At 73.5% G+C, this 25,764-nt stretch carries 24 protein-coding genes and 1 pseudogene; 7 read left to right on the top strand and 18 right to left on the bottom strand.

Annotation, left to right across the window (positions count from 1 at the left end; genetic code table 11):
- The 4 genes and pseudogenes from PU704_RS10265 to PU704_RS10250 form a co-directional block, all read right to left on the bottom strand.
- Positions 1-187: pseudogene (locus PU704_RS10265) on the bottom strand (aa3-type cytochrome oxidase subunit I); the annotation flags it as partial.
- A gap of 9 nt (positions 188-196) precedes the next feature.
- Complete coding sequence (gene ctaC / locus PU704_RS10260; RefSeq protein WP_277551259.1) at positions 197-1,129, bottom strand: aa3-type cytochrome oxidase subunit II; 933 nt, start codon at positions 1,127-1,129, stop codon at positions 197-199.
- A 251-nt stretch (positions 1,130-1,380) separates the two neighbouring features.
- Positions 1,381-1,752, bottom strand: a complete 372-nt coding sequence (locus PU704_RS10255; RefSeq protein ID WP_047802655.1) for a HesB/IscA family protein — start codon at positions 1,750-1,752, stop codon at positions 1,381-1,383.
- Positions 1,753-1,836: 84 nt separating this feature from the next.
- A complete protein-coding gene (locus tag PU704_RS10250; RefSeq protein ID WP_277551258.1) occupies positions 1,837-3,258 on the bottom strand; it encodes a dipeptidase in 1,422 nt (473 codons plus the stop codon).
- A 62-nt stretch (positions 3,259-3,320) separates the two neighbouring features.
- On the opposite strand from PU704_RS10250, the gene PU704_RS10245 reads away from it, so the two are divergent.
- On the top strand, positions 3,321-3,923 hold the full coding sequence (locus tag PU704_RS10245) for a DUF3043 domain-containing protein (RefSeq protein ID WP_277551257.1): 603 nt from the start codon (positions 3,321-3,323) through the stop codon (positions 3,921-3,923).
- 72 nt (positions 3,924-3,995) lie between these two features.
- Here the strand turns inward: PU704_RS10245 and PU704_RS10240 are convergent, their stop codons facing one another.
- Positions 3,996-5,075: a quinone-dependent dihydroorotate dehydrogenase gene (locus PU704_RS10240; protein WP_277551256.1), complete on the bottom strand. Its 1,080-nt coding sequence runs from the start codon at positions 5,073-5,075 to the stop codon at positions 3,996-3,998.
- A gap of 89 nt (positions 5,076-5,164) precedes the next feature.
- On the opposite strand from PU704_RS10240, the gene PU704_RS10235 reads away from it, so the two are divergent.
- Positions 5,165-6,247 (top strand): alpha/beta fold hydrolase, encoded by a 1,083-nt coding sequence (locus PU704_RS10235; RefSeq protein ID WP_277551255.1) that lies wholly within the window; start codon positions 5,165-5,167, stop codon positions 6,245-6,247.
- Here PU704_RS10235 and PU704_RS10230 read toward each other — a convergent pair.
- The 8 genes from PU704_RS10230 to PU704_RS10195 all read right to left on the bottom strand — a co-directional run bounded on the left by PU704_RS10230 (position 6,178) and on the right by PU704_RS10195 (position 15,379).
- On the bottom strand, positions 6,178-6,972 hold the full coding sequence (locus PU704_RS10230) for an isoprenyl transferase (protein WP_277551254.1): 795 nt from the start codon (positions 6,970-6,972) through the stop codon (positions 6,178-6,180). The two genes, PU704_RS10235 and PU704_RS10230, sit on opposite strands and share 70 nt — an antisense overlap.
- 2 nt (positions 6,973-6,974) lie before the next feature.
- Positions 6,975-7,727, bottom strand: coding sequence for a DNA repair protein RecO (gene recO / locus PU704_RS10225; protein WP_075872256.1), 753 nt, complete (start codon positions 7,725-7,727; stop codon positions 6,975-6,977).
- 108 nt (positions 7,728-7,835) lie between these two features.
- The gene (gene leuA, locus PU704_RS10220) at positions 7,836-9,581 is read right to left on the bottom strand and encodes a 2-isopropylmalate synthase (RefSeq protein WP_047802648.1); all 1,746 of its coding nucleotides are present in this window, start codon (positions 9,579-9,581) and stop codon (positions 7,836-7,838) included.
- 174 nt (positions 9,582-9,755) lie between these two features.
- Entirely contained in the window at positions 9,756-11,213 is a 1,458-nt protein-coding gene (locus PU704_RS10215) for an LCP family protein (RefSeq protein ID WP_277551253.1), read from the bottom strand.
- A 161-nt stretch (positions 11,214-11,374) separates the two neighbouring features.
- Positions 11,375-12,460, bottom strand: coding sequence for a GTPase Era (locus PU704_RS10210; RefSeq protein WP_277551252.1), 1,086 nt, complete (start codon positions 12,458-12,460; stop codon positions 11,375-11,377).
- Positions 12,453-13,781: a hemolysin family protein gene (locus PU704_RS10205; RefSeq protein ID WP_047802645.1), complete on the bottom strand. Its 1,329-nt coding sequence runs from the start codon at positions 13,779-13,781 to the stop codon at positions 12,453-12,455. The genes PU704_RS10210 and PU704_RS10205 overlap by 8 nt, the downstream gene beginning before the upstream one ends.
- Positions 13,782-13,787: 6 nt before the next feature.
- A complete protein-coding gene (ybeY, locus tag PU704_RS10200; RefSeq protein ID WP_277551251.1) occupies positions 13,788-14,294 on the bottom strand; it encodes an rRNA maturation RNase YbeY in 507 nt (168 codons plus the stop codon).
- The gene (locus PU704_RS10195; RefSeq protein WP_277551250.1) at positions 14,294-15,379 is read right to left on the bottom strand and encodes a PhoH family protein; all 1,086 of its coding nucleotides are present in this window, start codon (positions 15,377-15,379) and stop codon (positions 14,294-14,296) included. Before PU704_RS10195 ends, ybeY begins: the two co-directional genes overlap by 1 nt.
- Positions 15,380-15,705: 326 nt before the next feature.
- On the opposite strand from PU704_RS10195, the gene PU704_RS10190 reads away from it, so the two are divergent.
- Entirely contained in the window at positions 15,706-16,671 is a 966-nt protein-coding gene (locus tag PU704_RS10190) for a GerMN domain-containing protein (protein WP_277551249.1), read from the top strand.
- Between the two features lie 36 nt (positions 16,672-16,707).
- Here the strand turns inward: PU704_RS10190 and PU704_RS10185 are convergent, their stop codons facing one another.
- From PU704_RS10185 to hrcA, 3 genes are all read right to left on the bottom strand, one after another.
- Positions 16,708-17,496, bottom strand: a complete 789-nt coding sequence (locus tag PU704_RS10185; protein ID WP_277551248.1) for a 16S rRNA (uracil(1498)-N(3))-methyltransferase — start codon at positions 17,494-17,496, stop codon at positions 16,708-16,710.
- The gene (gene dnaJ, locus PU704_RS10180; protein ID WP_047802641.1) at positions 17,493-18,641 is read right to left on the bottom strand and encodes a molecular chaperone DnaJ; all 1,149 of its coding nucleotides are present in this window, start codon (positions 18,639-18,641) and stop codon (positions 17,493-17,495) included. Before dnaJ ends, PU704_RS10185 begins: the two co-directional genes overlap by 4 nt.
- A 71-nt stretch (positions 18,642-18,712) precedes the next feature.
- Entirely contained in the window at positions 18,713-19,720 is a 1,008-nt protein-coding gene (hrcA, locus tag PU704_RS10175; RefSeq protein ID WP_277551247.1) for a heat-inducible transcriptional repressor HrcA, read from the bottom strand.
- 175 nt (positions 19,721-19,895) lie between these two features.
- Between hrcA and PU704_RS10170 the strand changes: the two genes are divergently transcribed.
- Positions 19,896-20,759: a DUF3097 domain-containing protein gene (locus PU704_RS10170; RefSeq protein WP_277551246.1), complete on the top strand. Its 864-nt coding sequence runs from the start codon at positions 19,896-19,898 to the stop codon at positions 20,757-20,759.
- 146 nt (positions 20,760-20,905) lie between these two features.
- A complete protein-coding gene (locus tag PU704_RS10165; RefSeq protein ID WP_047802638.1) occupies positions 20,906-21,370 on the top strand; it encodes a DUF4870 domain-containing protein in 465 nt (154 codons plus the stop codon).
- A 35-nt stretch (positions 21,371-21,405) separates the two neighbouring features.
- Here PU704_RS10165 and hemW read toward each other — a convergent pair whose 3' ends face one another.
- Together hemW and lepA are read right to left on the bottom strand one after the other, a co-directional pair.
- Positions 21,406-22,650, bottom strand: a complete 1,245-nt coding sequence (hemW, locus tag PU704_RS10160) for a radical SAM family heme chaperone HemW (RefSeq protein ID WP_277551245.1) — start codon at positions 22,648-22,650, stop codon at positions 21,406-21,408.
- Positions 22,650-24,506, bottom strand: a complete 1,857-nt coding sequence (lepA, locus tag PU704_RS10155; protein ID WP_277551244.1) for a translation elongation factor 4 — start codon at positions 24,504-24,506, stop codon at positions 22,650-22,652. Before lepA ends, hemW begins: the two co-directional genes overlap by 1 nt.
- Before the next feature lie 193 nt (positions 24,507-24,699).
- Between lepA and PU704_RS10150 the strand changes: the two genes are divergently transcribed.
- Entirely contained in the window at positions 24,700-25,221 is a 522-nt protein-coding gene (locus tag PU704_RS10150; RefSeq protein WP_277551243.1) for a type II toxin-antitoxin system PemK/MazF family toxin, read from the top strand.
- A gap of 202 nt (positions 25,222-25,423) precedes the next feature.
- Positions 25,424-25,684, top strand: a complete 261-nt coding sequence (rpsT, locus tag PU704_RS10145) for a 30S ribosomal protein S20 (protein ID WP_047802634.1) — start codon at positions 25,424-25,426, stop codon at positions 25,682-25,684.
- Positions 25,685-25,764: the final 80 nt, after the last annotated feature.

Raw genomic sequence — 25,764 nt, 5'->3', positions numbered from 1 at the left:
CACGGATCAGCAGCGCCATCACACCGGCGATGCAGAAGAAGCCGAAGGAGGAGATCAGGTACATGTACCCGATCGTCTTGTGGTCGGTGGACGTGAGCCAGTTGACGACCATCCGCCCCTTGGACCGGGGCACCACGCGCGGAGCGACTGTGGCTGCCTCGTCCCGTGAATACTCGAGAGTGGACACCGGTACTCCTTAGTTGGTCGTGGACAGGTCGGCGGGCTGGTCGACGTCCGGGAACTCGCCGGCGGAGCCGGGCTCGCTCACGTACTCCTCGCCCGGGTCCGGATAGGAGTCGCGGTTGTACTCCGCGCCCAGCGCACCGGTCTGTCCCGCGTCGCGCAGGGACTGGATGTGGGCGTCGTACTCGGCCTGGCTGACCACGTTGACGTTGAAGAGCATCTCGGAGTGGTACTCGCCGCAGAACTCGGCGCACTTGCCGAAGTAGGAGCCCTCCCGGCCCGTGGTGATGCTGATGGTGTTGGTGCGGCCGGGGAACATGTCCGCCTTCTCGAGGAACGCGGGGACCCAGAAGGAGTGGATGACGTCGCGGGAGGTGACCTGCAGCTCGATGTCGCTGTCCACGGGCAGGTAGAGGGTGGGCACGCGCTCGGGCACGCCCTCCTCGCCGTCCAGGTGGCCCTGGATGCCGGTGTCCCACACGTCGTCGGTGAGGTAGTTGAAGTCCCAGGCCCACTGCTTGCCGTACACCTGGACGGTGACGTCCGGGTTGTCGTGCGGGGTGGTGATCGCGGCCTGCGTGCGCACCGTGAAGAAGAAGAGGGACATGATCAGCGCGATCGGCACGATCGTGTAGAAGACCTCGAGCGGCGCGTGGTAGGCCACCTGCCGCGGGTAGCCGGTCTCGTTCTTGCGGCGGCGGTAGGCGATCATGCACCAGAGCATGAGGCCCCAGGTCACCAGGCCCACGGCCAGGGCCGCGATCCACGACCCGATCCACAGGTCCAGGATCATGTCGGCGTTGTCGGTGACGCCCCGCTCGGTGGGCATCCAGCCGAGCTTCGCCTCCTCGGAGCAACCGGTCAGCGCGGTTGCTGCCAGGACGGCGATCGCGGACGTCCTTGCCGCGCGGCGCCGGCGGCTGCCGGTTCGTGTGTGCGAACTCACAGACGGCCCTTCCTCTTCTTCTCGTGCTCGTCGTCTGCGCGCCGAAGGCCCCGATTCCCAGAGCCTGGACACAGTCATGTGGAATGTTTCCCTCCGAGCTTACCCCTAGTCGCTGACATCTGGTGACACAGTGTCAGCGTCCGCGCGGCGGTCCGGGGCGCGGTGCGGGCCGGTTTCCGGGGACGCTCCCGCAACGCACGGAGGCCCGCCGTCCGGGCGGACGGCGGGCCTCTCGAGAGGTGCGGGGCGGCTCAGTGGAAGGAGTCGCCGCAGGCGCAGGAACCCCCCGCGTTCGGGTTGTCGATCGAGAACCCCTGCTTGGAGATCGTGTCCTCGAAGTCGACGGTCGAGCCCTCGAGGTAGGGCACGCTCATCTTGTCCACGACGACCTCGACGCCGCCGAAGTCCCGCACGGAGTCCCCGTCCAGGATGCGCTCGTCGAAGTACAGCTGGTAGATGAGGCCGGAGCAGCCGCCGGGCTGCACCGCCACGCGCAGCCGGAGGTCCGTGCGGCCCTCCTGCTCGAGCAGGGCGCGGACCTTCTGGGACGCGACCTCGGTCAGCACGACGCCGTGGGTGGGCAGGCCGTCCACTGCGGCGCCGTTCTCGGTCGTGACGCTCATGATGCTCACTTTCTGTGGAGGGTCGCCGCACGGGTTCGGGCCGGCGGCGGGTCTGTCACGGGCACAACGGACGGGCGCCCGGGTTCATTCCCGGGGCTGCTGCCCGGAACGGGCGGCGTCGTCGAGGCCCAGCAGCATGAGGGTCTCCGCGACCACCGCGCGCTCGAAGTCCGCCAGGTGCAGGGACTCGTTGGCGCTGTGCGCCCGCGAGTCAGGGTCCTCGACGCCCGTGATGAGGATGTCCGCCCCAGGATAGACCTCCAGCAGGTCCGCGGTGAAGGGGATCGACCCGCCGATCCCCGTCTCCACGGCGGGACGGCCCCACGCCTCCCCCAGCGCCCACTGCGCGACGCGGGCCGCCTCGGAGCCCATGTCGGTGCGGAAGGACTGCCCCGTCTCCTCGAGCTCGAAGCGCACGTGCGCGCCGAAGGGCGCGTGGGACTCGACGTGCCGCCGCAGGGCCTCGGCCGCCTCGGCGGGGTCCTGGCCGGGCGCTGTCCGCAGGCTGATCTTGGCGCGGGCGGAGGGCGCGATCGTGTTGGAGGCGACGTCGACGGGGGTCACGTCCATCCCCGTGACCGACAGCGCCGGCTGCGTCCAGAGCCGCGACGCGATGGAGCCGCGCCCGGCGAGCCGGACGCCGTCGCGGACCGCGGCGTCGGCGCGGAAGCGCTGCTCGTCGTAGACGAGGTCGGTGCTGTCCTCGGCGTGCAGTCCTGCGACGGCCACGGCGCCGTCGTCGTCGTGGAAGGTGGCGATCAGCCGCGCCAGCAGCGTGGGCGCGTCCAGGACCGGCCCGCCGTACATCCCGGAGTGCACGGCGTGCTCCAGCACGGAGACCTCCACGACCGCCCCGACCATGCCGCGCAGGCTCGTGGTCAGCGCCGGCACCCCGACCTCCCAGTTGGCGGAGTCGGCGATCATGATGACGTCGGCGGCCAGCCGGTCCCGGTAGGCCTCCAGGAAGTCCCGGAAGGACGGGGACCCCGCCTCCTCCTCGCCCTCCACGAAGACCGTCACCCCGAGCCCGAGGTCCTCGCCCCGCTGGTCCGTCGCGGCGCGCAGGGCCGCCACGTGGGCCATGATCCCCGCCTTGTCGTCGGCGGCGCCCCGGCCGTACAGCCGTCCGTCCCGCTCCTCGGCGACGAACGGGTCGGACTCCCACAGCTCCCGCCGGCCCGGCGGCTGGACGTCGTGGTGGGCGTAGAGCAGCACCGTCGGGTAGCCGGGGGCGGGCCGGCGGCGGGCCACGACGGCCGGGTGGCCCGGGCCGTCCCCGAGGGGCACCCGGAGGATCTCCACCTCGTCGAGCCCGGCGCCGGCCAGCACGGCGGCGACGGCCTCGGCGCTGCGCTCGAGCTGCGCGGCGTCGAAGGACTCCCGGGCGATGCCGGGGACCGCCACCAGCTCCGCCAGCTGGGCAACGGTCCTCGGCAGGTCGGCGTGCACGGCCGCGCGCACGGCGTCGAGGGGAACGGGGACGGTGGGGGTGTACGGCGCGTTCATGGTGGCCAGCCTACGTGCGGGCCCCGGCGGTGGGACGCAGGTGCGTCGGCTATCCTTGACGGGTGTTTGGACGCAAGAAGGACGCAGACCGCGCGGGTTCCACCGCGGTGACCGCTGAGCCGCCCCGGGCCGAGCCGGCCGCCCCCCGGCAGACCCCGGGCAAGGGCCGGCCGACGCCGAGCCGGCGGGAGCAGGAAGCCGCCCGCCGCCGCCCCCTGGTGCCCGAGGACCGCAAGGCCGCCAAGGCCCAGTCCCGGGAGAGCGCCCGCGAGCAGCGGATGCGGGCCCAGGCGGGGATGGCCGCCGGCGACGAGCGCTACCTCGGCCCGCGGGACAAGGGCCCGCAGCGGCGCTTCGCGCGGGACTGGGTGGACTCCCGGATCAACGTGGGCGAGTACCTGATGGTCGTGGCCCTGGTGGCCCTGGTCGTGCTGTTCTTCCCGATCCAGGACGTGGCCACCTACGGGGTCTACGTCATCTGGGCGCTCATGCTCCTGGGCATCGCCGACGCCGTCCTGTCCACGGGCCGGATGAAGAAGGCGATCCGGGCCAAGTTCGGGACGGTGGAGCCGGGCGTGCGCTGGTACGCCGCGATGCGCGGGTTCACCATGCGCCGGCTGCGCCTGCCCAAGCCACAGGTCGCCCGCGGCGAGCGTCCTTCCTGATCGGACCACCGGGCCCCACGGCTCCCGCTCCGCCCCCGTGCCCTCGGCCCGGGGGCGGAGCCGTTCCCGGGCTCAGCCGCGGCGGCGTGCCAGGCGCGCGAGCCCCTGGTTGATGCTCCTGGCCCAGAACGGCCCCTCGTAGAGGAACCCGGTGTAGCCCTGGACGAGGGTGGCGCCGGCGGCCAGGCGCTCCTGGACGTCCTCGGCGGTGGTCACCCCGCCCACGGAGACGAGCACGAGCCGGTCCCCCACGCGCTCGCGCAGCAGGCGCAGCACCTCGAGGGAGCGCTCCCGCAGCGGGGCCCCGGACAGCCCGCCGGCCCCGCAGGCCTCGACCTCGGCGGGGTCGGCGACGAGTCCCTCCCGGGAGATCGTCGTGTTGGTGGCCACGATGCCGTCGAGCCCGAGGTCCAGCGCCAGGTCGGCCACGGCCAGGACGTCCTCCTCGGAGAGGTCCGGGGCGATCTTGACCAGCAGGGGCACGTGCCGGGCGGCGGCCTCGTCGGCCGCGGCGCCCACGGCCGAGAGGAGCGGACGCAGGCTCTCGATGTCCTGGAGCCGGCGCAGCCCCGGGGTGTTGGGCGAGGACACGTTGACCACCAGGTAGTCGGCCAGGGGCGCGAGCGTGCGGGTGCTCTGCAGGTAGTCGTCCACCGCGTCCTCGAGCGGGACCACCTTCGTCTTGCCGATGTTCACGCCCAGCACCGGCCGGGCGCGGCCGCGGTGGTCGGCCTCGAGCTCGCGCCGGGCCCGGGCCAGCCGCGGGGCCACCGCCTCGGCGCCGTCGTTGTTGAAGCCCATCCGGTTCACCACGGCGCGGTCCCGCACGAGGCGGAAGAGCCGGGGGCGCGGATTGCCCGGCTGCGCCTGGGCGGTCACGGTGCCGATCTCGACGTGGCCGAAGCCGAGGTCGGTCAGGGCGCCGATCCCCTCGGCCCCCTTGTCGAAGCCGGCCGCGAGGCCGAAGGGCGAGGGGAAGCGCAGGCCGAGCGCCTCGACCTCGAGGGCGGGATCGGCGCGGGTGTAGACCCGCAGGGCCGTGCTCAGCCGCACGGCCCGGGCAGCCCGGACGCCGGCGAAGCCCACCCGGTGGGCCTTCTCGGCGTCCATCCGGGAGAACACGGCCTGGAAGAACATAGGGTAGAAGCGCATGGGCCCAGTCTTCCACAGGGCCCCCCACCGCCCGGGCGGCCCCGCGAGCACCTCGGGCGGGCCGACGACCGCCCGCGGGAGGTGACCGGTTGAGCGCTCCCCCGGACCCGTGGGTCCCCGACGTGCTGGGACCGGATTTCCGCGCCCGCACCGTGGACCTGGGGCCGGACTCGGCGCCGCACACCACCGCCACGGTGGTGCGCCACCGTCCCGACGGCCGACCGGCCGCCGGCGGGGCCCCCCGCGACGTCGTGCTGTACCTGCACGGGTGGTCCGACTACTTCTTCAACGCCGAGCTCGCCCGGACGTGCGCCGCGGCCGGGTACGGCTTCTACGCCCTGGACCTGCACGGGTACGGGCGCAACCTCACCGACGCGGTGCTCGCCGAGGGCGCCGGCAGCCCCGGGCACGCCACTGACCTCGCCGACTACGACGACGACATCGCCGCCGCCCTCGCGCTGCTGGCCGAGGACGGGCTGCCCGCGCCGGGCGGCCGACTCGTGCTGATGGGTCATTCCACCGGCGGCCTGACCGCGGCCCTGTGGGCGGCCCGCCACCCGGGCCGGCTGGCGGGCCTGGCCCTGAACGCCCCGTGGCTGGGCAGCCACGGCGCGGACGCGGTGGGCGCCGCCCTCCGGCCAGCCCTGGGCCGTCTCGCCCGGCGGCGTCCGGACCGTGCCGTGCGGGCCCGGCTGCGCAGCCACTACTACCGGGTGATCAGCGAGCACGCCGAGGGCGAGTGGCCGATCGATCCGCGGTGGCGGCCCGAGACCAGCTTCGACATCACCCCGGGGTGGCTCAACGCTGTACTTCAAGCTCAACGTGAGGTCTCGCGCGGGCTGGACCTTCAGGTTCCCGTGCTGGTCCAGGTCTCGGCACGCTCGCACATCCGGCCCTGGTGGTCGGAGCGGATGCGCTCGGCCGACACGGTGCTGGACGTCCGGCAGATCCGACGGCACGCCGCGGACCTCGGCCCGGATGTGACCGTGCGCTCCTACGAGGGCGCGGTGCACGACGTCCATCTCTCCCGCGGGCCCGTGCGGCGGGCCGCCCAGCAGGACCTCGTGGCGTGGCTGCGCGCCCTCGGCCGGCCCGGGGCCGCTCAGGCGGAGACGCCGGGACCCGTGACCCGGTCGACGGCGCCGCCGTACCGGCGGTCACGGCGGGCGTAGGCCTCCACCGCCTCCCACAGCGTGCGGCGGTCGACGTCCGGCCACAGGACGTCCTGGAAGACGAGTTCGGCGTAGGCGGACTGCCACAGCAGGAAGTTCGAGATCCGCTGCTCCCCGGAGGAGCGCAGGAACAGGTCGACGTCCGGGAGGTCGGGCTCGTCGAGGTAGCGCTGCACCGTGGCCTCGTCGATGCTGCGCGGGTTGAGCAGGCCCGCCTTCGCGTCGGCGGCGATGGCCGCCGCGGCGTCGGCGATCTCGGCCCGCCCGCCGTAGTTGACGCACATGGTCAGGGTCACCACGTCGTTGTCGCGTGTGGCCCGCTCCGCCTCCTCGAGGCGGTTGATCACGGCCCGCCACAGGCGGGGCCTGCGGCCGGCCCACCGGATCCGGACGCCCCACTCCTGGAAGGTGGGCAGTTGGCGCTCCATGACGTCGGCGGTGTAGTTCATCAGGAACGTGACCTCGTCGAGGGACCGCTTCCAGTTCTCGGTGGAGAAGGCGTAGGCGCTCACGTAGGGGATGCCCAGCTCGATGGCCCCGGCCATCACCTCGATGAGCGCCGCCTCCCCCGCCTTGTGGCCCTCGTTGCGCGGCAGGCCGCGCTGGTTCGCCCAGCGTCCGTTGCCGTCCATCACCACGGCCACGTGCCGGGGCACGAACCGGGACGGGATGGGCGGGGCGGTGACGCCGGTGGGGTGCGGGGGCGGGGCGGCAAAGCCGGGCATGGTCAGCTCCGTTCCACGAGGTGCAGGGACCGGACGGCCCTCTCCAGGTGCCACTGTACGTAGGACGCCACGATGCCCGCCGCGGCCCGGGCCGTGCGCGGGTCCGCGGCCGCGATGCGCTCCCAGTCGCCCGTGAGCAGCGAGGACAGGTGCGAGACCGTGGCGGGGTCCGGGGCGGCCGCCCCGGGCGGGCGGCACGCCGGGCAGACGGCGCCGCCGAGCGGCGCCGAGAACGCCTCGTGCGGACCGGGGGCCCCGCAGCGGGCGCAGTCCGTGAAGCTCGGCGCCCACCCGGCGGTGGACACGGCGCGCAGGAGGTAGGAGTCCAGGACCGCGCCGGGCTCGTGCAGCCCGCGGGCCAGTGCGGACAGCGCGCCGACCAGCAGCCGGTACTGCTGGGCCGCGGACTCGTCGTCGTTCTCGGTGAACCTCTCCGCGGCCTCGGCCATGGCGGCGGCCGCGGTGTACTTGGCGTAGTCCGCGGCGATGACCGACCCGTAGCCCCGCTTGCCCAGGGCCTGGGAGACGATCTCCAGATTCCGGCCGGTGACCAGCTGCAGCTCGGCCACGTTGAACGGCTCCAGCCGGGAGCCGAAGCGGGAGGTGGTCCGGCGCACGCCCTTCGCCACCGCCCGCACCTGACCGTGGTCGCGGGTCAGCAGCACCACGATCCGGTCCGCCTCGCCCAGCTTGTAGGTGCGCAGCACCACGGCGTCGTCCCGGTAGGTGCGCGATGCGAAGGTCGTCCTGGCCACTCGATCATTCTCCCACGCCGGGCGGACAGCACAGCCGGACGCTCCGGCACCGCGACGGCGGGCCGCCCCCGCAGGGACGGCCCGCCGTGCCGGCGCGGAGACGGAGGCTCAGCCCTGGGCGTCCCGGACCGCGCGGTTCACCGCGGAGACGACCGCCTTGAGGGAGGCGCGGGTGGTGTTCGCGTCGATCCCCACGCCCCACAGCACCCGGTCGCCCACGGCCGCCTCGACGTAGCTGGCGGCCTGCGCGTCGCCGCCGGCGGACATGGCGTGCTCGCTGTAGTCGAGCACGCGCACGTCCACGCCCTCGGCGGCGAAGACCGCGAGCAGCGCCTCGATGGGGCCGTTGCCCTGCCCGGTGCAGTGGTGCTGGGTGCCCTCGACGTCCAGGCCGATCTCGAGGGTGGTCTCCCCGTCCTCCTCGGAGGTCGTGGTGATGTTGGTGATCCGGTAGCGGCCCCAGCGTCCGTCGCCGGACTCGTGGGCGGTGGGCAGGTACTCGTCCTCGAACGCCTTCCACAGCTGGGCCCCGGAGACCTCCCCGCCGCTGGTGTCCGTGTGCTCCTGCACCACCCGGGAGAACTCGATCTGCGCCCGGCGGGGCAGGTCCAGGCCGTGCTCGTTCTTGAGCAGGTAGGCCACGCCGCCCTTTCCGGATTGCGAGTTGACCCGGATCACGGCCTCGTAGGTCCGGCCGAGGTCCTTCGGGTCGATCGGCAGGTAGGGCACCGCCCACACGAGCTCGTCCACGGAGCGCTCCTGCGCCTGGGCGTCCCGCGCCATCCGGTCGAAGCCCTTCTTGATGGCGTCCTGGTGGGAGCCGGAGAAGGCCGTGAAGACCAGGTCCCCGCCGTACGGGGAGCGCTCGTGGACGGGCAGCTGGTTGCAGTACTCCACGGTGCGCCGGATGTCGTCGATGTCGGAGAAGTCGATCTGCGGGTCCACGCCCTGGGTCAGCAGGTTCAGGCCCAGGGTCACGAGGTCGACGTTGCCCGTGCGCTCGCCGTTGCCGAACAGGCAGCCCTCGATCCGGTCGGCGCCGGCCAGGTAGCCGAGCTCGGCGGCGGCCACCCCGGTGCCGCGGTCGTTGTGCGGGTGCAGGGAGACCACGGTGGCGTCCCGGTTGTAGAGGTTGCGGCACATCCACTCGATGGAGTCCGCGTAGACGTTGGGGGTGGCCATCTCGACGGTCGCGGGCAGGTTGAGGATCATCTCCCGCTCCCCGCCGATCTCGAAGGTCTCCGCCACCGCGTTCGAGATGCGGGCGGCGAACTCCAGCTCCGTGCCGGTGTAGGACTCCGGGGAGTACTCGTAGGTCACGGCGGTGTTCTTCAGCTGCTCCTCGTACTTCATGCACAGCCGCGCCCCCGTGAGGGCGATGTCGACGATCCCGTCCATGTCCTGTTCGAACACCACACGCCGCTGCAGCGTGGAGGTCGCGTTGTAGAGGTGGACGATGGCCTTGTCGGCGCCGTCGATGGCCTCGTAGGTGCGCTCGATCAGGTGCTCGCGGGACTGGGTGAGGACCTGGATGGAGACGTCGTCCGGGATCCGGTCCTCCTCGATGAGCCGGCGCACGAAGTCGAAGTCGGTCTGGGAGGCGGACGGGAAGCCCACCTCGATCTCCTTGTAGCCCATCCGCACCAGCAGCTCGAACATCGTGAGCTTGCGGTCGGAGTTCATGGGGTCGATGAGCGCCTGGTTCCCGTCGCGCAGGTCCACGGCGCACCAGCGCGGCGCCTCCGTGATCACCCGGTCCGGCCAGGTGCGGTCGGACATGTCGAAGGGGAACTGCTGCTGGTACGGCACGTACTTGTGGATCGGCATGCCGGAGGGCTGCTGGCGGTTGCGCATGGGGTGGGCCTGTTCTGCTCGAGAAGTCTGCGGGTGGCCGGGCATCAGGAACTCCGCAACGGGAGGCCGGCCATTCGACGACGGGTCAGGCCCCGTTGCGGCACGTAAGGAGGAGGGTCCCTGTCCGCATGTGTCCAACCTATCACGGGGCGTGCGGCGGACCGGCTCCCCGGCTCACCAGTCCTCCGCCGCCTGCTGGCAGGTGTACTGCTCCGCCGTCTGGCCGTTGAGCTCCCCGGGCAGCGCGGAGCGCACCTCCAGGCGGTCTCCCTCTGGGAAGTCCTGGCCCACCGAGACGAGGACCCCGGCGACGTCGGTGGTGGGCACGATCTGCGACGACGGCACGCCGAGCAGCTCGGCCACGGCGGCGGCGGCCTCGGACCAGCCGGCGCCGAAGAAGACCTGCGTGCCCGGCAGCTCCGCCGGCTGCACCCCGCTCTCCACCGGGGCGTACCCCTCGTCCTCGAGCACCTCGGCGATGTCGCCGTCGCGGCCCTCGACGCCGGAGGCGTTGGACACCGACAGCGGCACCGCCTCCGGGTCGAACGGCGGGGCCGTCGACGCCTCGGGCGAGGGGCTCGCCGAGGCCGTCGGGGCCTCCGTGGGGCTGGTGAGCGACCTGTCCTCGCGCAGGGCCTCGAAGAGGTCCTCCGCCGCGTCCTCCTCGAGCTGAAGGCGGTTGGGGTCCAGGGCGTAGGGCTCGGTGGGCACGGTGACGAACACCATGTCCGCCAGGTCCACCCCGCGCACGGCGGTGGCGAGCCCGACCATGGTGGGCACGGACGCGAGGTCCTCGTCCACGTGCAGGTTGCGGGTCGCCACGTCGGCGATCTCGTAGAGCTTGGGCAGATCCATGAGGGTGCCCTCCTCCTTGATCTTGCGCGCCAGCGAGGCCAGGAAGGACTGCTGGGAGCGGATCCGGCTGGTGTCCCCGCCGTCCCCGAACGCGGCCCGGCTGCGCAGGAACGCCAGGGCCTGCTCGCCCTCCACCGAGGACACGCCGGCGGGCAGCTCCAGGCCGGACTTCGGGTCGTCGACGGCCTCGTTGACGCACACCTCGACCCCGCCCACCGTGGAGGACAGCTCCTTGACGGCGTTGAAGTCGGCGAGCATGAAGTGGTCCATCTTCAGGCCCGTCATCCGGTTGACCGTGGCGACCGTGCACCCGGGGCCGCCGTTGGCGATCGCCGAGTTCAGCATCGCGTCCTCCTCGGCCGGGTGCACCTCCCCGGACTCGGGGTCGGTGCACCGCGGGATGTCGGTCACGAGGTCGCGCGGGAGCGAGACGACCGTGACGCCGCTGCGGTCCTCGGCCACGTGCACGAGCATCATGACGTCCGTCAGCCCGGACCCGGAGCTGTCGTCGTCGTCGCCGTACTGGTCGTTGCCCTCGCCCTCACGGGTGTCGGTGCCCATCACGAGGACGTCCAGCGGCCCCTCCTCGACCGTGCCGGAGCCGTCGCCGAGGTCCAGCGGGGACGTGTCCAGGTTGGACTGCAGCCGCCAGGTCGCCGCCACCCCGACGCCGAGGACCACGAGCAGCACCAGCACCACCGCCAGGGCGGCCCAGCGCTTCCGGGACCATCGGCGGGCGCGCGGGCGCCCGGGGGCGTCGGGGGGCGTTGAGGACACGGTGATCTTCTCCTGGAACGGCCGCGGCGGGGGCCGGGGTCGGGGGGACGGCGCCCGGCCGGGGCGCCGGGAGCCATGCTAGTCGTGCGCGGCGCGGCCCGTGACGGGCCACGCGGTGGGGGCGCACGGCGGGGGCGCGCGCCGGGACCTGGACGCCCGGCCTAGAAGCCCAGGCGGGAGAGCTGCTTCGGATCGCGCTGCCACTCCTTGGCGATCTTCACGTGCAGGTCGAGGTAGACCTTGGTGCCCAGCAGCGCCTCGATGGCGGTGCGGGAGCGGGTGCCGATCTCGCGCAGCCGGGAGCCGCCCTTGCCGATGATGATGGCCTTCTGCGAGGACCGCTCCACGTAGACGTTGACCCGCACGTCCAGCAGCGGGCGGTCGGCCGGGCGGCCCTCGCGCGGGACCATCTCCTCGACCACGACCGCCAGGGAGTGCGGCAGCTCGTCGCGCACTCCTTCGAGGGCCGCCTCGCGGACGAGCTCCGCGACCATGGTCAGCTCCGGCTCGTCGGTCAGCTCGCCGTCGGGGTACAGCGCCGGGGACTCGGGCATCCGGGCGACGAGCAGCTGGGCGAGGGCCTCCACCTGGAAGCCGTCCACGGCCGAGACGGGGATGACGTCCGCCCACCCCGGCTCCTCGGGAGGCGCGACCGGCGCGGGCGCGGCCGTTCCGCGGTGCCGCGGCTTCCGGGCGGCGCGCTCGGCCCGCTCGGCACGGGCCTGGTGCTCGGCCGCCATGACGGAGCGGCCGAGCTCGGTGACGGCCAGCAGCTGCTCCGTGAGCTCGGCGCGGGAGACGGTGTCGGTCTTCGTGACGATCGCGACGACGGGCTTGTTGCCGGAGGCGGCCAGCTGCTGGGCGATGTAGCGGTCCCCCGGGCCGATCTTCTGGTCGGCGGGGACGCAGAAGCCGATGACGTCGACCTCCGCGAGCGTGTCGGCCACGAGGTCGTTGAGCCGCTCGCCCAGCAGGGTCCGCGGCCGGTGCAGCCCCGGGGTGTCCACCAGCACGAGCTGCCCCTCGGGGCGGTGCACGATGCCGCGGATGGTGTGGCGCGTGGTCTGCGGCCGGTTCGAGGTGATCGCGACCTTCTGCCCGACCAGGGCGTTGGTCAGCGTGGACTTGCCGGCGTTCGGACGGCCGACGAGCACCGCGAACCCGGCGCGGAACGGCCCGGCGGGCTCTGTGGACCCGGCGGGGGCGGGCTCGGCGGGGGCGGGCTCGGCGGGGGTGGGCTCAGACATGGTGGTGGGACTCCTCCTCGGACTCCAGTGCGGCGGGATCCACGGCCGTGGACCCCGGGGGAACCCACTCCGGGTCCCGGTGGACCTCCAGCTGGCCCACCCGGTTGCGCCGGCCCTCCAGGGTGACGGCTTCGAGGACGATGCCCTCGACGGTGGCGCGGGAGCCCACGATGGGCACCCGGCCGATGCTCTTGGCCAGCAACCCGCCGGCCGTGTCCACCTCGTCGTCCTCGAGGTCGACGCCGAACAGGTCGCCCAGGTCCTCGACCCCCAGGGCGGCCGAGACGCGGTAGCGGCCGTCGCCGAGCTCGGCGACCTCGGGCTTCTCGCGGTCGTACTCGTCGACGATCTCCCCGAGCAGCTCCTCGATGAGGTCCTCCAGGGTCACGAGCCCGGCGGTGCCGCCGTACTCGTCGACGACGACGGCCACGTGGATGGACTCGAGCTGCATCTCGCGCAGCAGCTCGTTGACCTTCTTGGACTCCGGCACGTAGCGGACCTCGCGGGCCAGCTCGGACAGCCCGCCGATCCGCAGCCCGGCGCCCTGCCGGTGCACGCGCTCCGCCAGGTCCTTCTGGTAGAGGATCCCGAGCACGTCGTCGGCGCTCTCCCCGATGACGGGGATCCGGGAGTAGCCCGAGCGGAAGAAGAGGTTCAGCGCGTTGTCCACGGTGTCGTCGTCGTCGACGGTGACCATGTCGGTGCGCGGCACCATGACGGCCCGGACGTTCGTGTCGTCGAGGTCGAAGACCGAGTGCAGCAGCTCGGCCTCGTTGTCCTCGATGACGTCCTGGTCGGTGGAGCGGTCGACGAACTCGAGCAGCTCCTCCTCGGTGAGGAAGCCGGGGGCGGCGTGCCCGGGCGCCCGGGCGACCGAGGACCCGAGGCGCACCAGCAGGCCCGGCACGGGCCCCAGCACGGCGCGCAGCACGCGCACGAGGCCCGAGGTGAACCGGACGGTGCCGGCGGGGTTGCTGCGGCCCACCTGGCGGGGGGACACCCCGGTGAGGACGAAGCCCACCGCGGCCATCACCACGGTGGCGAGCAGCCCGGCCAGCCAGACGTCCCCGAGCCCGTGGAACATCGCGAGGGCCACGGCCACGGCGGAGGCGGTCTCGAACCACACCGTCCAGAAGCGCAGGGCGTGCAGGTGGGCGGTGGGCGTGGCCAGCAGCCTGGCGGCGGCCGAGCCGGGGTCCTCCCGGACGATGGTCTCGGCGTCGGCGCGCGGCAGGTAGGTCAGGCCGGTCTCCGCGGCGGTGAGCACGAACGCCGTGCACAGGAACACGACGGCCGCGAGGACCAGGACGGCAGTGGTCACGGTCCGCTACTCCATGGTCTCGACCGGGGCGGGACGGCCGAGGAAGTCGGTGAGCAGGTCCCGCTGCAGGGCGAACATGACGCGCCGCTCGTCGGGCTCGGCGTGGTCGTGGCCCAGCAGGTGCAGGATCCCGTGGGTGGTGAGCAGGCACAGCTCGTCCGCGACCGAGTGCCCGGCGGCCTCGGCCTGGCGGCGGGCCACCGGCGGGCACAGCACGATGTCGCCCAGCGTCCCCTCCGCGGGCCGCTCGGCGGTGCCGGGGCGCAGCTCGTCCATGGGGAAGGAGAGCACGTCCGTGGCGCCGGGCAGGTCCATCCACTCGACGTGCAGGCGCGCCATCTCCTCCTCGCCGACGACGGCGATCGACAGCTCGGCGTCGGGGTGCACGTGCAGGCGCCCCAGGACGTGCTCGGCGAGCCGGCCCAGCAGCTCGGCGTCGACGGCGGCCCAGGCCGCACGGTCCGCGGCCGGCACCTCCTCGGGGTCGGCGTGGAGGTCGAACTCGACGGCCATCAGGCGCGCTCCCCGTCCTCGGGGGCGGCGCCGCTCTCGGCGGCCCGCGCCGCCCGCGTGCTCTCCTTGCGCTCCCGGCGCTCGTTGCGCCGCCGGTTCGTGGTGTCGAAGACGTCGTAGGCGCTGACGATGCGGCTCACCAGTTCGTGGCGCACGACGTCCTCCGCGGTCATCTCGGTGAACGCGACGTCCTGGACACCGCCGAGCACGTGCTGCACCTGGCGCAGCCCGGACGAGGTGCTGCCGGGCAGGTCCACCTGGGTGACGTCGCCGGTGATCACCATCTTCGAGCCGAAGCCCAGGCGGGTGAGGAACATCTTCATCTGCTCGGGCGTGGTGTTCTGCGCCTCGTCGAGGATGATGAACGCGTCGTTGAGGGTCCGCCCGCGCATGTACGCCAGGGGTGCCACCTCGATCGTCCCCGCCTCCATGAGCCGCGGGATGGACTCCGGGTCCATCATGTCGTGCAGCGCGTCGTAGAGCGGGCGCAGGTACGGGTCGATCTTCTCGCTCAGCGTCCCCGGCAGGTAGCCGAGGCGCTCCCCCGCCTCCACGGCCGGGCGCGTGAGGATGATCCGGGAGACCTCCTTGGCCTGCAGCGCCTGCACGGCCTTGGCCATGGCGAGGTAGGTCTTGCCCGTGCCGGCCGGACCGATGCCGAACACGACGGTGTGCTCGTCGATCGCGTCGACGTAGGACTTCTGGTGCAGGGTCTTGGGCCGGATCTTGCGGCCCCGGCCGGAGAGGATGTTCTGGGTCAGCGCTCCGCTGGGCCGGACGGAGAGGTCCCGGCCGATGAGCTCGAGCAGCTGCGTGATCACCTGGGGGGTGATCGCGGTCTCGCGTCCGGCGAGGACCTTCAGCTCGTCGAAGAGCGTCGCGACGATCTGCACGGGGCCGGTCGGACACTCGATGCCGAGCTCCAGCTCCCGCGGGCGGGTCGAGAGGCCGGGGAAGGCCGCCTCGACCTGGCGCAGGGTGTCGTCCCCGGAGCCGAGGCAGCGGACCATGGTCTCGCGGTCGGGAAAGGTGATGACGGTGCGGGCCGTCAGTGGGTGCGTGGTGCCGGGCAGCGTCTCAGTCATGGGTGCGGCCCGTGGGGCCGTGCTCTCGCTCTCTCGATGGGTGCTGTGCTTGCGGTGCGGGTGCCGGTGCGGGCACCGCGGTACGGCGGCGGGCGCCCCGCGGGGCAGGCCCTGCTACCAGAGTACCGCGCGGCTCCGGCGCCCGGGCCCGCCCGGGCGGACATTCCGATTTGGTATCGGTCACGGTGCAGCGGCCGTTGCGGGCGTGGGGCCCCGGGACGCTGTGCTGGAATGGTCGGGTCCTCCGGCAGGGGGACGGGTGCGGGCCCCGGCCGGCCGCACCGGCATCCCCACCGACCCGGAGAGACGAGGTGTGCGTCCCCCCCATGGCCACTGACCTGTTCCGGTCCCCCGCCCGCCGCGCCCGCCGCCGCGCGGTCGCCCTGTCCGCGGCCTGCGTCGTCGTGCTCGCGGGGTGCGCCCCGGGGCCCGGGGCGGCGCCCCACGGCGTCGTTCCCGCCTCGAGCGCTGCGCCCGCCTCCGCGCCGGCCTCCGCTGCCGCTGCCGCGCCCGGCGCGGCGGGCAGCGGCGCCGCGGGCAGCAGCAGCGCGGTCGCCACCACGAAGGTCCCGGTGTACTGGGCGGGGGCGGCCGACGGGGAGCAGCGGCTGTTCCGCGAGTTCCGGGACGCCACCGAGGGCCCGGCGGCCGTGGACCCCATCGCGGCCGCGGCCGCGCTGCTGACCACCGCCGCGCCCCGGGAGCCGGGCTACCGCACCCTTTGGTCCCCGGTGGACCAGGTGGGAAGCTCCACCTCGCCGGACGGCACGATCACCGTCGACCTGCCCGCCGAGGCCTTCCGCGCCGGCCTGGACGAGCAGGACGCGCACCTCGCGCTCCAGCAGCTCGCCCACACCGTGACGGCCACGGCGAGCAGCACGGGGCTGCTGCCGCAGAACGCGGAGCCGGAGGTGGTGGTGCTCGTGGACGGGAGGGCCCGGGAGGAGGTCTTCGGATCCGTCCGGCTCGACCAGCCCCTGCGCCCGGACGGGAACCTGGAGGCGCCCCTGTGGCTGCTGGACCCCCGGGAGGGCCCGCACCCCGAGGGCACCGTCGAGATCTCCGGCCGGGCCCTGGAGGGCGTGGACGACGTCCGGTGGGCGGTCCTCGACGAGGACGGCGCGACGGTCGCCGGCGGGTCGGTGAGCACCACCGTGCGGGACGACGGGACGGTCGGGTTCCGCACCGAGGTCGAGCTGACCCCCGGCCGGTACGGGGTGACGGTCACGGGCCGGGACGCCGAGGGCGGGACCGTGCGCGACGACGGCGCCGTGGAGGTCGTCGCGCGCTGAGGGCCGGGGGCGTGGGCGGGGCCGCCGGGCCGGGGCTCAGCCCGGTGTGCCGTCCCACCGGCCCAGCGCGGCACTGAGCACGGCCAGGGCGACCGGGCCGGCCGTGGAGCTGCGCAGCACCTCGGGCCCCAGCCGCAGCGTCCGCGCCCCGGCGCCGGCCAGGGCCTCGAGCTCGCCCGGGGCGATGCCGCCCTCCGGGCCGACGACGAGCACGATCTGCTCCGCCGCCTCCCAGGGCCGGTGCGGTCCGCCGAGCAGTCCCGCCAGGGACTCGCGGGCCTGCTCGTGCAGCACGACCCCCGCCGTGCCGGGCCGCCCCAGCAGCGCCGTGAGCTCCCGGGTGGTGCTCAGGGGCAGCACCTCGGGCCAGCGGGCCCGGCGGGACTGCTTGGCGGCGGCCGCCACGGTGTGCACCCACTTGTCGTGGCTCTTGGCCGCCCGCTCCTTCTTCCACCGCACGATGGAGCGCTCCGCCTGCCACGGCACCACCGCGTCGACGCCGAGCTCGGTGGCCGTCTCGACGGCGAGGAGGTCGCGCTCTCCCTTGGCGAGGGCCTGGGCGAGCACCAGCTGCGGCCGGCGGACCGGGTCCGCGCTCACCGCGGCCAGGCGCACGTCCATGCTGTCCCTGCTGTCCGTCCCGGCGGCGCACAGCTCCCCGGTCGCCCGGGCGCCCGCGCCGTCGACCAGCTCGAGGCGCTCCCCGGGGCCGAGACGGCGCACCGTGACGGCGTGGCGGGCCTCCGGCCCGGTGACGGTGAGCACCGCGCCCGGGCCGAGCCCCTCGAGCCGGCCGGGCTCCACCTTGAAGACCGGCAGGCTCACAGGTCGAAGCGGTCCTTGAGCCGCGAGAAGAAGCCGCCGGAGCCGGCGGGGCTGTCGAGCGTGGTGCCGGTGGCCTGCTCCTCCCCGCGCAGCCGGGAGAGCTGCTCCAGCAGCTCGCGCTGCTCGTCGTCGAGCCCCGTGGGCGTCTCGACCTCGAGGTGGACGAAGAGTTCGCCGCGGCCGCCGCCGCGCAGCCGCGTGGCGCCGAGGTCGTGCAGGGTGACCGTGTGGCCGGTCTGGGTGCCCGGGGTCACCGGCACCTCGCGCTCCCCATCGAAGGTCTCGAGGGTCACGGTGGTGCCCAGGGCCGCGGAGGTCATGGGCACGCGCACCCTGGCGTGCAGGTCGTCGCCCTGCCGCTCGAAGGTCGGGTCCGGATCGACCTTGAGCTCGACGTAGAGGTCCCCGTTGGGACCGCCGGCCGTGCCGGCCTCGCCCTGGCCGGAGAGGCGGATCCGGTTGCCCGAGGAGACCCCGGCCGGGATCTTGACGGTCAGCGGGCGGCGGTCGCGCACGCGGCCCTCGCCGTAGCACTCGTGGCAGGGGTGCTTGATGACCGTGCCGAAGCCGTCACAGGTGGCGCAGGGGGCGGCGGTCACCACGGTCCCGAGGATGGACTGCACCTGGCGCTGCACCTGGCCGGCGCCGTGGCAGACCTCGCAGGTCTCCGGGCGGGTGCCCTCCTGGCAGCAGCTGCCGTTGCAGGTGGGGCAGACCACCGCGGTGTCCACGGTGATCTTCTTCTCGGTGCCGAAGACCGCGTCCTTGAGGGACACGCGCACGTTGATCAGCGCGTCCTGGCCCTGGCGGGTGCGGGAGGCGGGCCCGCGCCGGCCCGCCCCGGAGCCGCCGGCGCCCTGGAAGAAGGTGTCGAAGATGTCCTGGAAGCCGAAGCCGGTGCCCGGGAACCCGCCGCCGAAGCCGGTGTCGGTGCCGTTCTCGTTGCCGGTGGCGTCGTACACCCGCCGCTTCTCGGGGTCGGCGAGGACGTCGTTGGCGTGGGAGACGCGCTTGAACTCCTCCGCGGCCTCGGGACTCGGGTTGACGTCCGGGTGCAGCCGGCGGGCCTTCTTCCGGTAGGCTTTCTTGATCTCTTCCTGGCTGGCGTCGCGGGACACACCCAGGGTCTCGTAGTGATTGCTCACCGTGGTCCGTTCTGTCGAGAGGTCTGGTGGGAGTTCTGGTGCAGGGCCCCGGCACCGGGGCCCGCGGGGGCTCAGCCCCCGAGGATACGGGAGAGGTAGCGGGCGACGGCGCGCACGGCCGCCATCGTGGACGGGTAGTCCATGCGCATGGGGCCCACGACCCCGACCTTGGACTGGGGCCCGTAGCCGGTGGCGACGACCGCCGCCTCGGACAGGGGCCCCGCGGCGTTCTCCGCGCCGATGCGCACGGCCACGCCGCGGGCGTCCTGCTCCATCTCGGAGAGCAGCCGGAGCATGACGACCTGCTCCTCGAGCGCCTCCAGGACGGGGCCGATGCTCAGGTGGAAGTCCCCGGTGGCGCGGGCGAGGTTGGCGGTGCCGGCCATGACCATGCGGTGCTCGGCCCCGCCCGCGGCCAGGGCCCCGACGACCTCGGCCACCGTCTCGGCGGCCGGGCGCAGCGCGGGCGCCATGTCGGCGGTCATGGTCACGAGCGCCGCGGGCACCGCGGCCAGGGAACGGCCGACGGCCGCGGCCAGCACCCGGGTGCGCAGCTCGAGCAGCTGCGTCTCCTCCAGGGGGGCGGGCAGCACCGCCACGCGCTGCGCGACCCGTCCGTTGGTGGGGATGAGCACCACGAGCACCCGGCCCGCGCCGAGGTCGACGACCTCCACGTGGCGCACCGTCACCCCGGACGCGTTCGGGTACTGCACGACCGCCACCTGGTGGGTGAGCTGGGCGAGCAGGCGCACGGTGCGCTCCATGACGTCGTCGAGGTCCGCGGCGTCGTCGAGCAGGCTCTGGATGGCCCGGCGCTCCGGGCCGGACAGCGGCTTGACGGCCGCGATCTGGTCCACGAACGTCCGGTAGCCCTTGTCGGTGGGGATCCGGCCGGAGCTCGTGTGGGGGGCCGTGATCAGGCCCTCTTCCTCGAGCGCGGCCATGTCGTTGCGCACGGTGGCCGAGGAGACACCGAGCCGGTGCCGCTCCACGAGGGCCTTGGAGCCCACGGGCTCCTGGAAGTGCACGTAGTCCTCCACGATGGCCTGCAGGATCTGCAGTCGTCTCGGATGGTTCACGTCGCTCCTCCCCGTCGTCTCCTCGGCACCCGGGCCGCCTGGCACTCGGGCGGCCACAGTGCCAGCGCGATCCAGTGTAGCCCCCGTGTCCGACCCCACGGTCCCGCCCGCCCGGTTTGGTACGCTTCCGGCTGATCCGCGCCGGACGGGCGGGACCGCGACCGGGAGGACGAGCATGAGCGACTACGGCTGGGGGCCGCGCAGCCTCGACGACGCGGGCCTGGCCCGGCGGAAGCCGGTCTCCGCGGAGGTGCCGGTCGCCCCCGGGCTGCTCCTGGAGGACGTCACCACCGGCTGGGTCGGGGCGGTCGTGTCCCTGGAGACGATCGGCGGGATGCGGGTCATGGGCCTGGAGGACCGCCGCGGCCGGGTCAAGGCGTTCCCGCTCGGGCCGGGCTTCCTGCTGGAGGGCGAGCCCGTCGTCGTCGTGGAGCCCCGCCGGGCCCCGGCGGCGAAGCGGCCCGGGCGCACCCGCTCCGGCTCCGTGGCCGTGGAGGGGCTGCGCGCAAGCACCGCCAAGGCCTCCCGCGTCTGGGTCGAGGGCTACCACGACGCCGAGCTCGTGGCCAAGGTCTGGGGCCACGACCTGGCCGTCGAGGGCATCGTCGTGGAGCCGCTGCACGGCGTCGACGACCTGCCGGCGGCGGTGCAGGAGTTCGGCCCGGGCCCGGGCCGGCGGCTGGGCATCCTCGTGGACCACCTCGTGCCCGGCTCCAAGGAGTCCCGGATCGCCGAGCGGACGATGCGCCTGCCCGGGGCGGGCGGCAACGTGCTGGTGCTGGGCCACCCGTACGTGGACATCTGGCAGGCGGTCCGGCCCCCGGTCCTCGGCATCGAGGCCTGGCCCGAGGTCCCACGGGGCACCGACTGGAAGACCGGCACCGCCGCGGCCCTCGGCTGGCCGCACCGCACGCCCGGGGACCTCGGGCGGGCGTGGCAGCACATCCTCTCCCGGGTGGACAGCTACGCCGACCTCGAGCCCGCCCTCCTGGGGCGGGTCGAGGAGCTCATCGACTTCCTTACCGCCCCGGGAGCCTGAGCCCCCGGGCCGGCGCGACCGCCATCACGTCACACTGGCACACGTGCGCGGGCGAACCCCGTGCAACTTCCGAACCGGCCGGTAGAATCGAGCCACGCCATCCGCCGACCGCAGCCGCGCCGCGGTCCCACCCCCGAAGGACTTCCGTGCCCGTGCAGACCGACCCCCGATCGAGCCACGAGAACGCCGAGGCCCCGTTCGAGGGCCTCTCCCCCGTGGCGCAGCCGCTCACCGTCGCCGAGGACCACCAGTGGGCGACCCTGGCGCACTTCGCCGGGGTGGTCGGCTTCGTGCCCTCGTTCCTCATCCACCGCGTCTTCCGCCGCCGGGGGAGGTTCACCGAGCAGGAGTCGCGGGAGGCGATGAACTTCACCCTGCTGCCCACGCTCGTGGTGGTCGCCGGCGTGCTGCTCGCCCCCGTCCCGTTCGTCGGCTGGTTCTTCGCGCTCGCCGCCGCCGCGGCCTGGCTGCTGCTGGCCCTCGGCTCCCTGGCCGGCGGGATCCGGGTCAACCACGGGGAGCCCTACCTCTACCGGTTCAACACCCGTCTGTACGACCGCCTCGCCGAGAAGCTGCGCGAGCGGTCGCGGGAGCGCGCCGCCCGCCGCTGAGGCACCCGCCGCCGGGTCCGGCGGGCGTCGCACGGTCAGCCCAGCAGGCGCCGCACCACGGCGTCGCCCAGGAGCCGGCCCCGCAGGGTCAGCACCAGCGTCCCGCGCAGCGCCGGCCCGGGCTGCACGAGCCCGTCGGCGATGAGCCCGGCCACCGCCGCACGCCCGGCGTCGTCCAAGGCCGCCACGGGCAGGCCGTCCCGGATCCGCGCCTCGAGCATCACGCGCTCGAGGTGGCGGGTGTCCGCGTCGAGGATCTCCCGCCCGGCCGCGGGCGACTCCCCGGCCCGCACCCGGTTCGTGTAGGGCACCGGGTGCTTGAGGTTCCACCAGCGCGTGCCGCCCACGTGCGAGTGGGCCCCGGGGCCGATCCCCCACCAGTCCTGGTTGTGCCAGTACGCGAGGTTGTGCCGGCTGCGGTGGGCCCGGGCGCCGGCGCCGCGGGCGGGCCGGGACCAGTTGCTCACCTCGTACCACTCGTAGCCGGCCTCCCCCAGGATCCGGTCGGCCAGCTCGTACTTGTCGGCCTGGTCGTCCTCGTCGACCGGCGGGACCTCCCCGCGCCGCATCCGGGCGGCCAGCCGGGTGCCGTCCTCGATGATCAGGGAATAGGCCGAGACGTGGTCGGGCTCGTAGCCCACGGCGGTGCGCAGCGAGTGCTCCCAGTCGGCCAGGGTCTCCCCGGGGGTGCCGTAGATCAGGTCCACGCTCACGCCCAGTCCCGCCTCGCGCGCCCAGGCGACCGCCCGCGGCACGTTGTCGGGGTCGTGGGTGCGGTCCAGGACGGCGAGCACGTGCGGGGCCGCGGACTGCATGCCGAAGGACACCCGGGTCACCCCGGCCTCCGCGAGGACCCGCAGGGACCGCGGGGTCACCGAGTCCGGGTTGGCCTCCGTGGTGACCTCGGCGCCCTCGGCGAGGCCGAAGCTCCCCCGGGCCTGCCCCAGGACGGCGGCGAGGTCCTCCGCGGGCAGCAGCGTGGGGGTGCCGCCGCCGAAGAACACGCTGTGCAGGGGCCGGGCGGCCACGCCGGAGTCCTGCAGCACCCGGCGGGCCCACCGGACCTCCGCCGCGGCGTCGGCGGCGTAGGCGTCCTGGGACACCCCGTCACCGAGCTCCACGGCCGTGTAGGTGTTGAAGTCGCAGTAGCCGCAGCGGACCGCGCAGAACGGCACGTGCACGTAGAGACTGAGCGTGCGGTCCGCGGAGCCCTCGGCGGCGGAGGCCGGCAGCCGCCCGTCGAGCGGTGCGGGCAGGCCCTCGGGCTGGGCGGGGGCCACTACTTCTTCTTGTCCTTCGCCCCGGCCTCGTCGGAGGACAGCGCCGCCACGAACGCCTCCTGGGGGACCTCCACCCGGCCCACCATCTTCATCCGCTTCTTGCCCTCCTTCTGCTTCTCCAGCAGCTTGCGCTTGCGGGAGATGTCGCCGCCGTAGCACTTGGAGAGCACGTCCTTGCGGATGGCGCGGATGTTCTCGCGCGCGATCACCCGGGAGCCGATGGCGGCCTGGATGGGGACCTCGAACTGCTGGCGCGGAATGAGCTCGCGCAGCTTGCCGGTCATCATCACCCCGTAGGAGTAGGCCTTGTCCCGGTGGGTGATCGCGCTGAACGCGTCGACCGGCTCGCCCTGCAGGAGGATGTCCACCTTGACGAGGTCGGCGGCCTCCTCGCCCTCGGCCTTCCAATCCAGGGACGCGTAGCCCTTGGTGCGGGACTTCAGCTGGTCGAAGAAGTCGAAGACGATCTCGGCCAGCGGCAGCCGGTAGCGCAGCTCGACCCGGTCCTCGGAGAGGTAGTCCATGCCCTTGAGCTGCCCGCGCTTGGACTGGCACAGCTCCATGATGGCGCCGATGAACTCCGAGGGCGCCAGCACCGTGGCGGCGACCATCGGCTCGCGGATCTCGGCGATCTTCCCCTCCGGGAACTCGGAGGGGTTCGTGACGACGCGCTCGGAGCGGTCCTCCAGGGTGACGTTGTAGCTCACGGACGGGGCGGTGGAGATCAGGTCGAGGTTGAACTCCCGCTCCAGGCGCTCCCGGACGATCTCCAGGTGCAGCAGGCCCAGGAACCCGCAGCGGAAGCCGAAGCCCAGGGCCGCGGAGTTCTCCGGCTCGTAGACCAGCGCGGCGTCGTTGAGCTGCAGCTTGTCCAGGGCGTCGCGCAGCACCGGGTAGTCGGAGCCGTCGATCGGGAACAGCCCCGAGAAGACCATCGGCTTGGGGTCCTCGTAGCCGCCCAGGTTCTCGGCCGCCGGGCGCTGGTGGTTGGTCACGGTGTCGCCCACGCGGGACTGGCGCACGTCCTTGACGCCGGTGATCAGGTAGCCCACCTCCCCCACGCCCAGGCCCTCGGTGGGCTTCGGCTCGGGGGAGATCACGCCGATCTCCAGCAGCTCGTGCTGGGCGCCGGTGGACATCATCCGGATCCGCTCCCGCGGGGTGAGCCTGCCGTCGACCACCCGGACGTAGGTGACCACGCCGCGGTAGGTGTCGTAGACGGAGTCGAAGATCATCGACCGCGACGGGGCGTCGGCCCGGCCCTCGGGGTGCGGGATCTCCTGGACGATCCGGTCCAGGAGCGCCTCCACGCCCTCCCCGGTCTTGCCGGAGACCCGCAGCACGTCGTCGGGCTCCACGCCGATGAGGTTGCCCAGCTCCTGGGCGTACTTCTCCGGCTGGGCCGCGGGCAGGTCGATCTTGTTCAGCACCGGGATGATCGTGAGGTCGTTCTCCATGGCCAGGTACAGGTTGGCCAGGGTCTGGGCCTCGATGCCCTGGGCGGCGTCCACCAGCAGCAGCGCGCCCTCACAGGCGGCCAGGGACCGGGAGACCTCGTAGGTGAAGTCGACGTGGCCGGGGGTGTCGATCATGTTCAGGGCGAAGTCCCGGCCGTCCACGTTCCAGGGCATCCGCACGGCCTGGGACTTGATCGTGATCCCGCGCTCGCGCTCGATGTCCATCCGGTCCAGGTACTGCGCCTTCATCTCCCGCGGCGTCACCACGCCCGTGGCCTGCAGCATGCGGTCCGCCAGCGTGGACTTGCCGTGGTCGATGTGGGCGATGATGCAGAAGTTGCGCAGGATCGACGGGTCGGTCGAGGCGGGAACCGGGGGGTTGACGGCCAGCGGTGACACGGGCGGTCCTTTCTCCGGGAGGTCGTCGCTTCCGGCAGGTCCTGGGGCTACCGGCGGGTGGATCGCGCCGGGGGATTCAGCTGTCCAGTTTCCCACGTTTGCCGGTGGGGGGCCATTTCGTCCCGCGCCGCGCCCCGTCCACGACGGCGACGACCTCCGCCCGCCGGTCGGGCCCGTGACTAGAGTGGGGCGCATGAGGCTGAACCTGGGCGCCCTGGGGCGGCTCGCCGCCCGCGCCGTGGACGTCTACCACCGTGCTGCGAGGCCCCGCCCCACCGCGCGGCCGCGGGCCGGCGAGGGCCGGCCCGCGGGGCTGTCCCGCCCCTACCCGGGCGACTGGACCGGACCGGTCCGCCCCGTCTACCGCCCCCTCTCGGACGGCCAGGCCGACCCCGGGGAGATCGTGTGGACGTGGGTGCCCTTCGAGGAGGACCACCGCCGCGGCAAGGACCGGCCGGTGCTGGTCGTGGACCGCGCCGGGGACGACCTGCTGTGCCTGATGCTCACCTCCCGGGACCGCACCGACGGACTCGACCCGGACCCCGACTACGTGGACGTCGGTGCGGGACCGTGGGACCCCCGGGGCCGCCCCTCGGAGGTCAAGCTCGACCGCGTGGTGCGGGTGCTGCCCGCGGACGTGCGCCGGGAGGGCGCGGTCCTGCCCGAGGACCTGTTCGACCGGGTGGCCGCACGGCTCGTCCGGCGGCGCGGCTGAGCCCGCGGACCCCGGCCGGGCGCGTGTCGTCGTCGCCCGACGGGCGGGTGCGGTCTGCTAGACTGTCCTGCTGTGTGTCCGCGCTGGTCGTCGGGCACTGCAGGGCGGTCGCCACACGGGCGTCCCCACTCCCACTCAGTCACATGGCCGGCCTGTTTGCCCTCACTGACCGTATTCCGCACCCATCGCCAAGGAGTCACACGTGGCCAACATCAAGTCCCAGAAGAAGCGCAACCTCACGAACGAGAAGGCGCGCCTGCGCAACAACGCGTACAAGTCCGAGCTGAAGACCCTCGTCCGCCGCGTCGACGAGGCCGTCAGCGCCTCGGACAAGGAGACCGCCCAGGACGCGCTGCGCGTCGTCTCCCGCAAGCTCGACAAGGCCGTCAGCAAGGGCGTGCTGCACAAGAACAACGCGGCCAACAAGAAGTCCGGTCTGGCCAAGCTGGTCGCCAAGATCTGATCCGCGGTCCCGCGACCGCCGCACCGGAGGCCCCGTCCCGCGCAGGGACGGGGCCTCCGTCGTGCCCGGGCGGCCACCGG

It is taken from the genome of Kocuria oceani (assembly GCF_029524215.1).
GTDB lineage: Bacteria > Actinomycetota > Actinomycetes > Actinomycetales > Micrococcaceae > Kocuria > Kocuria oceani.
This window is presented reverse-complemented; position numbering and strand designations above follow the sequence as displayed.